The 8,506-nt window shown below is 72.8% G+C and carries 7 protein-coding genes; 4 read left to right on the top strand and 3 right to left on the bottom strand.

Annotated elements, in window-relative coordinates:
- Window positions 1–43: 43 nt before the first annotated feature.
- The 3 genes from AC060K_RS15810 to AC060K_RS15800 all read right to left on the bottom strand — a co-directional run bounded on the left by AC060K_RS15810 (window position 44) and on the right by AC060K_RS15800 (window position 3,461).
- Entirely contained in the window at window positions 44–1,450 is a 1,407-nt protein-coding gene (locus AC060K_RS15810) for a cystathionine beta-synthase (RefSeq protein WP_483766362.1), read from the bottom strand.
- A 65-nt stretch (window positions 1,451–1,515) separates the two neighbouring features.
- The gene (locus AC060K_RS15805) at window positions 1,516–2,406 is read right to left on the bottom strand and encodes a lytic murein transglycosylase (RefSeq protein WP_483766361.1); all 891 of its coding nucleotides are present in this window, start codon (window positions 2,404–2,406) and stop codon (window positions 1,516–1,518) included.
- 197 nt (window positions 2,407–2,603) lie between these two features.
- Window positions 2,604–3,461: a Bax inhibitor-1/YccA family protein gene (locus AC060K_RS15800; protein ID WP_483766360.1), complete on the bottom strand. Its 858-nt coding sequence runs from the start codon at window positions 3,459–3,461 to the stop codon at window positions 2,604–2,606.
- A 108-nt stretch (window positions 3,462–3,569) separates the two neighbouring features.
- Here AC060K_RS15800 and AC060K_RS15795 point away from each other — a divergent pair, with 108 nt between their 5' ends.
- From AC060K_RS15795 to AC060K_RS15780, 4 genes are all read left to right on the top strand, one after another.
- Window positions 3,570–4,586: an ABC transporter ATP-binding protein gene (locus tag AC060K_RS15795; protein WP_483766359.1), complete on the top strand. Its 1,017-nt coding sequence runs from the start codon at window positions 3,570–3,572 to the stop codon at window positions 4,584–4,586.
- Window positions 4,583–5,458: an ABC transporter permease gene (locus AC060K_RS15790; RefSeq protein WP_483766358.1), complete on the top strand. Its 876-nt coding sequence runs from the start codon at window positions 4,583–4,585 to the stop codon at window positions 5,456–5,458. The genes AC060K_RS15795 and AC060K_RS15790 overlap by 4 nt, the downstream gene beginning before the upstream one ends.
- Before the next feature lie 139 nt (window positions 5,459–5,597).
- A complete protein-coding gene (locus AC060K_RS15785; RefSeq protein ID WP_483766363.1) occupies window positions 5,598–7,673 on the top strand; it encodes a catalase in 2,076 nt (691 codons plus the stop codon).
- A 22-nt stretch (window positions 7,674–7,695) separates the two neighbouring features.
- Window positions 7,696–8,499, top strand: a complete 804-nt coding sequence (locus AC060K_RS15780) for an MBL fold metallo-hydrolase (RefSeq protein WP_483766357.1) — start codon at window positions 7,696–7,698, stop codon at window positions 8,497–8,499.
- Window positions 8,500–8,506 lie beyond the last annotated feature (7 nt).

Below are 8,506 nucleotides of genomic sequence, written 5' to 3'. Positions count from 1 at the left end.
TGTCGCCACAGCCATACCCACAGCGAGCGACGAGGGGCGTGTGTCAGTGGGCGAGGTAGCCCAGGAGGTCGTGGCGGGTCAGCACGCCCGCCGGGTTGCCGTCCTCCACCACGAGCACCGCGTCCGAGTCCTGCAGGGCTGCGCGCACGGCGTCGAGCCCTTCGCCCGCCCCGACGAGCGGGAAGCGGTCCTCCATGTGGTCGCCCACCCGGTCGGCCAGGCCCGCCTTGCCGGAGAACACGGCGTCGAGCAGCGCCCGCTCGGTCACTGCGCCCGCCACCTCGCCGATCTTGACGGGCGGCTCGGCCACCACGACCGGCATCTGCGACACCGAGTACTCGTGCAGGATCTCGATGGCGTCGCGGACCGTCTCGCTCGGGTGCGTGTGCACCAGCTGCGGCATCCCACCGGACTTCGCCTTGAGGACGTCGCCCGCCGTGGCGCCCACCTCGGCGTCGAGGAACCCGTACGAGCGCATCCAGGCGTCGTTGAAGATCTTGGACAGGTACCCGCGGCCGGAGTCGGGCAGCAGCACCACGATCACCGCCTTCGCGGCCGCCTCGGGGTCCTCCTCCTCGAGCCGACGGGCGAGGCGCAGCGCAGCCACCACGGCCATGCCGCACGAGCCGCCCACGAGCAGCCCCTCCTCGCGGGCGAGGCGCCGGGTCATCTCGAACGAGTCGGCGTCGGACACCGCGATGATCTCGTCAGGCACCTGGGGGTCGTACGCCGTCGGCCAGAAGTCCTCGCCCACGCCCTCGACCAGGTAGGGGCGGCCGTCGCCCCCCGAGTAGACGGAGCCCGCCGGGTCGGCGCCGACCACGCGCACCGGTCCGCCGCCGGCCGCCGCGCGGGAGGCCGACACGTCGTGGAGGTAGCGGCCCGTGCCGGTGATGGTGCCGCCGGTGCCCACGCCGGCCACGAAGTGGGTGACCTTGCCGTCGGTGTCGGCCCAGATCTCCGGGCCGGTGGACTCGTAGTGCGACGCCGGGCCGTTCGGGTTGGAGTACTGGTCGGGCTTCCAGGCGCCGGGGATCTCCCGGACGAGCCGGTCGGACACGGAGTAGTACGAGTCGGGGTGGTCCGGCGGCACCGCCGTGGGCGTGACGACCACCCGCGCGCCGTACGCCGCGAGCACGTCCCGCTTGTCCTGACTCACCTTGTCCGGGCACACGAACACGCAGTCGTAGCCCTTGCGCTGCGCCACGAGGGCGAGGCCCACGCCCGTGTTGCCGCTGGTGGGCTCGACGATGGTGCCGCCCGGACGCAGGGCGCCCGACTCCTCCGCGGCCTCGATCATCTTCAGGGCGATGCGGTCCTTCACGGAGCCGCCGGGGTTGAGGTACTCGACCTTGGCGAGGATCGTCGCCGACAGGCCTTCGGTCACCGTGGTCAGCCGGACGAGCGGGGTGCCGCCTACCAGCTCGGAGATGTGCTCGGCATATCGCATGCCCTCATCATCCCGCATGCTGGACAGTCCGCCTGGTGTTGCCGCGGCGACGCGGGCCTCGGCCCTCAGCCGACGCCGGCCCGTGCGGCGGCGGCATACTGGTTCGCCCGGGCGGCGACGTCGTCGGCGTACTCCGCGGAACGGTTGTACGTGAGGACGGCGGCGCGCCACGACGCGGGCGTGCGCAGGTCGTGGTCCGCGCAGAGGTAGCGGGCGGCGGCCAGCGCGGCGTCGTCGACCTGGTGCGGGTCGGCGGCGCCGTCACCGTCCGCGTCGGCGCCCCAGCGCACCCAGGTGGAGGGGATGAACTGCAGGGGGCCGACGGCGCGGTCCCACACCGCGTCGCCGTCGAGCCGGCCGCCGTCGGTGTCGGGGATCGAGGCGACCCCCTCGCCGCCGTCGAGCGGCACGCCCACGATCGGCGGGTCTGGCCGGCCCTCCGCCGTGAGGACGGCGCCGCCGTAGCGACCGTGCCCCGACTCGATCGCGCCGATGCCCGCAAGGGTGTTCCAGCCCAGGCCACAGCCCGGCTGCTCGCGCTCCACCGTCAGGTCCGCGGTGGCGTACGCCGCGAGCGCGCGGGCGTCCACGCCGGTCGCCGCCGCGACCCGCTGCACCCAGACGGGGTCGGCCCGCACCACGCCGGGAGCGGCGGCCAGGCGTGCCGGTCCGACGCCGGACGGGTCACCTCCCGTGGTCGCGTCACCGGGCGGGGACTCGCTGCCGGACGGACTGCCCACCCCGCCGCTCCCGGCCGGGCCGGCTCCGCTCCCCGGCGGGCCGGGCAGGACGCCGTCGGACGCCGGAGCCTCGGTCACGGGTGCGGCGACGTGAACGGGCGCGGCGGGCGCCTCCGCACCCGACCACACCACGAGCAGCACGGGCACGGCTGCGACCCCGAGGAGCACGGCGGCGACCCCGGCCAGGGTGCGCACCTCACCGGCACGTGGTGGCACGGTCCCCTCCGTCAGCAGGCAGACCAGCAGGCTGCCCTGCCCGGGAGAACACCCGGTGAAGCCTGCGCGGTCGCCACGTGACCGAGGGACGACAGGAAACAGTCAGGCCGCCCGGACGACGTGACCACCTCGGCACCCCGGAGGGCGCGAGACAGTCCGTCCGTCCGGACGGCCTGACGACTTCAGCGGGACTGCGGTCAGTCGCTGCTCGAGAAGATCGCGATGAGGCGCAGGAACTCGAGGTACAGCCAGATCAGCGTGACAAGCAGGCCGAAGGCAGCCGACCAGGCGAACTTGGCCGGGACGCCCTGGCGCACGCCGCGCTGGATCGAGTCGAAGTCGACGATCAGCGAGGCGGCGGCAACGCCGATCGCGACGATGCCGATGATGATGCCGAGCGGGCCGGAGCGCAGGCCGAAGCCCTCGAGCACGCCGGTCCACGTCAGCACCATGTTGAGCAGCGCGAACGCGGCGTAGCCCACGAGCGCGATCAGCAGCCAGCGCGTGAACTTGGGCGTCACGCGCACCTTGCCGCTGCGGAACAGCAGCAGCGCACCGGCGAACGTGACGAGCGTGCCGATGATCGCCTGGGTGACCGCACCCGCGGCGATGTCGTTGTAGACGAACGAGATGCCGCCGACGAAAATGCCCTCGAACACCGTGTAGGCGATGATGAGGAACGGGCTGGGGTTCCTCTTGAACGCGTTCACGAGGCCCAGCACGAGCCCGCCGATCATGCCGATGATCCACAGCCCCGGCGCGAAGGTGAACGTCGCCGCCGCGACCACCACGAGAAGGGCGAGCAGGCCGCCTGTCTTGATGATCACGTCGTCGTACGTCATGCGACGCGTGTCGGCAGTGGTGGCGGCCGGCGCGCTGTACATCGCGTCGAGCTGTGCGGCGTCCATCGCGCCGTACTGGCCCGTGGGGTTCTGCGGCGGCGTCCCGTAGGCCGGGGTGCCGTAGGGGTTCTGGGTCGCGGTGTTGCCGCGGGGCGCGCCCGTGCGCTTGGGCTCACCAAAGATGCTGCTGTTCGAAAAGACGGGGTTGCTCATCGTGCTCCTCCTGGTCCGTGAGGTCCATCCTAGGGAACTCCGGCAAGCCCCCGGGAGTTCCCACGAGGACGAATCAGGAACAATGTCACAGCCGGAAGGGACCAAGACATGATCGAGGCCGTAGACCTGAGCAAGAGGTACGGTCCCAAGACCGCCGTGGACGGCGTCTCGTTCACGGTGGAACCCGGCCGCGTGACAGGGTTCCTGGGCCCCAACGGCGCGGGCAAGTCCACCACCATGCGGATGATCGTGGGCCTCGACAAGCCCACCACCGGCCGGGTCACCGTCAACGGCAAGCCGTACGGGCAGCACCGCAGCCCCCTCTCCGAGGTGGGCGCGCTGCTCGACGCCAAGGCCGTGCACACGGGCCGCAGCGCCTACAACCACCTGCACGCCATGGCGCTCACCCACGGGATCCCCACGCGCCGCGTGGACGAGGTGATCGACCTGACCGGCCTCCAGCCCGTGGCGCGCAAGCGCGTGGGCGGCTTCTCGCTCGGCATGGGCCAGCGGCTCGGCATCGCGGCGGCCCTCCTGGGCGACCCCAAGACGCTGATCCTGGACGAGCCGGTCAACGGTCTCGACCCCGAGGGTGTCGTCTGGGTGCGCAACCTGGCGAAGTACCTGGCGTCGGAGGGGCGCACGGTCTTCCTGTCCTCGCACCTCATGAGCGAGGTCGCGCTGACCGCCGACCACGTTATCGTCATCGGGCGCGGGCGCATCCTCGCCGACGCGCCGGTCCAGGACGTCGTCGACGGCTCGTCCCGCCGCATCGTGCGCGTCCGGTCCCCGCAGGCCTCCGACCTGGCCCAGCTGCTCACCAGGGACGGCGCGACCGTCGACGCCGTCGAGCCCAGCCTGCTCGAGGTCACCGGCCCGGACGCGGCCGCCGTCGGCGAGCTCGCCGCCGCCGCACGCATCGTCCTGCACGAGCTCACCCCCGTGGCCTCCACGCTGGAGGAGGCCTACATGGCGCTGACGGCGGACGCCGTCGAGTACCACTCCGAGGCCGTCGGACCGGACGGCGCCCCGGCCGGCGGCGCGAACGACGACGCGCCCGTCGACGCCCCGGTCAGCGCCGGGTCCGCCCCGAGCAACACCCCCACCGAAGGAGACCACCGATGAGCGCGACCGTTGACGCCCAGGGCGAGCGGACGACGTCGGGCACCACGAGCGGCACCCTGGCGCGCAACGTGACCTTCCCGCGGGTCGTGGCGTCGGAGTGGGTGAAGCTGTGGACGCTGCGCTCCACGTGGTGGAGCCTCGCGATCACCGTCCTGGTGGTGGTGGGCTTCGCCCTCGCGTTCAGCGCCGCCATCACGGCGCTCGTGAGCAGCGACCCCGAGGCACAGGCGGGCATCGAGGCGAGCGGCGGCCTGAGCGGGACGGACCTCGTCACGGCCGGCTACAGCTTTGCGGCGCTCGTCCTCGCGGTGCTCGCCGCGCTCTCGATGACCGGTGAGTTCTCGACGGGGATGATCCGCTCCACCTTTGCTGCCGTCCCGGGCCGCATCACCGCGCTGGCCGCCAAGGCGCTCGTGCTCGCCACCGTCTCGTTCGTGGTCTCCGCGATCTCGGTGGCGATCGCCTACGCCATCACGTACCCGATCCTGGACGGCGGGATGTCCGTCGACCTGGGCGACGACCAGCAGCTCCGCGCGCTGGTCGGCGTGCCGCTCTACGTCACCGTCGTGGCGCTCTTCGCCCTCGCCGTGGGGACGCTGCTGCGGCACTCCGCCGGAGCGATCGTGCTGGTCGCGGCCGTGTTCTTCCTGATCCCGACGATCATCGCGCCGATCGCGCAGATCAGCGGGATCGACTGGATCGAGCAGCTCAACAAGTGGTGGCCGAGCGGGGCTGGCGAACGCCTGATCGTGGGCCGCGAGGTCACCCCGGACACCCTCTTCGAACCGTGGACCGGGTTCGGCGTGCTGTGCGCGTACACCGCGGTGCTGCTCGTGGCGGCCGCGGTGTCGCTCCGGAAGCGCGACGCATAGCCTCTTCCGTCGCCGAGAGAGGCCTACGCCTCTCTCGGCGACGGGCGGGCGGCTTGGGTCGCGACATCCGTTGCCCTGGGCGATGGTGGAACGGGACCTGAAGCAGGCCGGGCCCGACCGCCGACCGGAGGGCGACATCATGGCGCGCGACCGGAAGACCGACCGCCACCTCGACCACACACCGGAGCTCCGCGCCCAGGAGGGCGACCGCCTCACCACGGCCCAGGGCGCCCGGGTGGACGACACGGACCACTCCCTCACCGCCGGCCCCCGCGGCCCGGTGCTGCTCGAAGACCATCACCTGCGCGAGAAGATCACCCACTTCGACCACGAGCGCATCCCCGAGCGGGTGGTGCACGCACGCGGCGCCGGGGCGCACGGCGTCTTCCGCGCCTATGGGAACGCCGCGGCCGTCACGAAGGCCGCGTTCCTCGCGACGCCCGACGAGGAGACCGAGGTCTTCGTGCGCTTCTCCACGGTGCTCGGCTCCCGCGGGTCCGCCGACACGGTGCGCGACGTGCGCGGCTTCGCGACCAAGTTCCACACCCGCGAAGGCACGTTCGACCTGGTGGGCAACGACTTCCCGGTGTTCTTCATCCAGGACGCCGTGAAGTTCCCGGACATCATCCACGCGGGCAAGCCCGAGCCCGACCGGGAGATCCCCCAGGCCCAGAGCGCGCACGACACGTTCTGGGACTTCATCGGGTCGCACACCGAGTCCACGCACATGGCGATGTGGGCGATGTCCGACCGCGGCATCCCTCGCAGCTACCGCACCATGGAGGGCTTCGGCGTCCACACGTTCCGGCTCGAGGCCGCGGACGGCGTCACGTCGCTCGTCAAGTTCCACTGGAAGCCGGTGCTCGGGGTGCACTCCCAGCTCTGGGAGGAGGCGCAGATCACCCAGGGCGCCGACCCGGACTTCCACCGCCGCGACCTGGCCGACGCGATCGCTGCCGGCGCCTACCCCCAGTGGGAGCTCGGGCTCCAGATCATGCCCGACACGGCGGAGGAGACCTTCGAGGGGATCGACCTGCTCGACCCCACCAAGATCGTGCCGGAGGAGCTCTGCCCCGTGCAGGCCGTCGGGCTGCTGACGCTGACCGAGAACCCCGAGAACTTCTTCGCCGAGACGGAGCAGGTGGCGTTCCACGTGGACCACCTGGTGCCCGGCATCCACGTCACCAACGACCCGCTGCTGCAGGGGCGGCTCTTCTCGTACCTCGACACGCAGCTCACCCGGCTGGGCGGGCCCAACTTCGCGCAGCTGCCGGTCAACCGGCCGCGCGCCGCGGTGAACGACCTGCTGCGCGACGGCATGCACCAGACGGCGGTGCACTCGGGGGTCGTCACGTACAAGCCGAACCACCTCGACGACGACCAGCCCCGGACTGGCCTGGAGGATGCGTTCGTCACGCCCCCCACGCCCGTCTCGGGCGAGAAGGGCCGGCACCACCCGGTGTCGTTCACCGACCACTTCAGCCAGGCACGCATGTTCTGGCTGTCGCTCACGCCCGTGGAGCAGGCGCACGAGGTGGAGGCGTTCACGTTCGAGCTGGGCAAGTGCCTGCGACAGGAGGTCAAGGAGCGGGTGCTCGCCTCGCTCGCCCGCGTCGACGCGGACCTGTGCGCCCGCGTCGCAGCAGGGCTGGGCCTGCCTGCGCCCGACGGCGAGGTACCGCAGGGGGTCACCCCGTCGCCGGCACTGTCCCAGGTACCCGCGGCACCCGGCCGCGTGGACGGGCGCGTCGTGGGCGTGCTGGTGGCCGACGGCGGGGACCTCGGTCCGGTCGCCGAGCTCCGGGCGGCGTACGCGGACGACCAGGTGGTGGTACGGGTGGTCTCCGACCACGGCGGCGAGGTCGCGGCCGGGTCCGGCGGCCCGCTGTCGAGGACGAGGTCGGAGGTGGTGGACCGCACCCTCCTGACCACGCGCTCCGTGGAGTACGACGCCGTCGTGGTCGCCCCGGGCGTCGCCGGAACCGCGGTCGCCACCGACCCCCGCACCGTCGTGCTGCTGCAGGAGGCCTTCCGGCACGGCAAGGCGCTGGTGGGGCTGGGCGACGGGGCAGACGTGCTCCGCGCGGCGGGCGTGGACACCGCCGCACCGGGCGTCCTCACCGACGACGGGGCCGGCGACGTCGTCGACGCGCTGCGGGAGGAGCTCGGGATGCACCGCTCCTGGGAGCGGCTCGCGCTCCTCGCGGGGGTGTAGGCGCAGCGTCTACGGTTCGGGCATGACCTTCACCCCCGTGGCCGACGGCGTCCTCGTCCGCACCGGCCGGCGCATGTCGACGACCACGACGCTGGCCCTCGGCCGCGACGGCGCCGGGCTGCTCGTCGACCCGTCCTGGGACGCGGACGAGCTCGAGGCCATCGCCGACGAGCTCGACGCCCTGGGCACGCAGGTGGCGGCCGGCTTCGCCACCCACGCCCACTACGACCACCTGCTCTGGCACCCGCGGTACGGGGACGTGCCGCGGTGGGCGTCGGCGGGGACGGTACGGATGGTCCGGGAGCACGGTGAGGAGCTCAGGGACAGGCTTCTCGGCCGGACCGGGTCCGAGGCGTCGGTCGCGCGCCCCTACCCGGACGACGTCCTGGACCTGTTCGCGCACGTCACCGAGGTACCGGCCCCGTCCGCGGGCCTGCCCGACCCCACGGGCGCGCTGCCCGGGACAGAGGTCGTGGTGCACGACGGCCACGCCCCGGGACACAGCGCGTTGTGGCTGCCGGGACCGCGGGTGCTACTCGCCGGGGACATGCTCAGCGACGAGGAGCTCCCGCTCCCCCTCGACCCCGACGACCTGCCCGCGTACGTCGAGGCCCTCGACCGGCTCCGGCCCTACGTCGGGACCGCCGCGGTGCTGGTGCCCGGCCACGGGACGCCGTCGTACAGCCCGGTGGAGCGGCTCGACGCCGACCGGCGGTACCTCGACGCCGTGCTGGCCGGGCGCGACCCGGACGACCCCCGCCGGGCCAACCCCGGCATGGCCGAGGTGCACGAGCGGGTGGTGGGGGTGGCGGGGGTGCTCCGCTGACCCCACC

The sequence above is a fragment of the Antribacter sp. NEAU-D49 genome (assembly GCF_057158775.1).
This window is presented reverse-complemented; position numbering and strand designations above follow the sequence as displayed.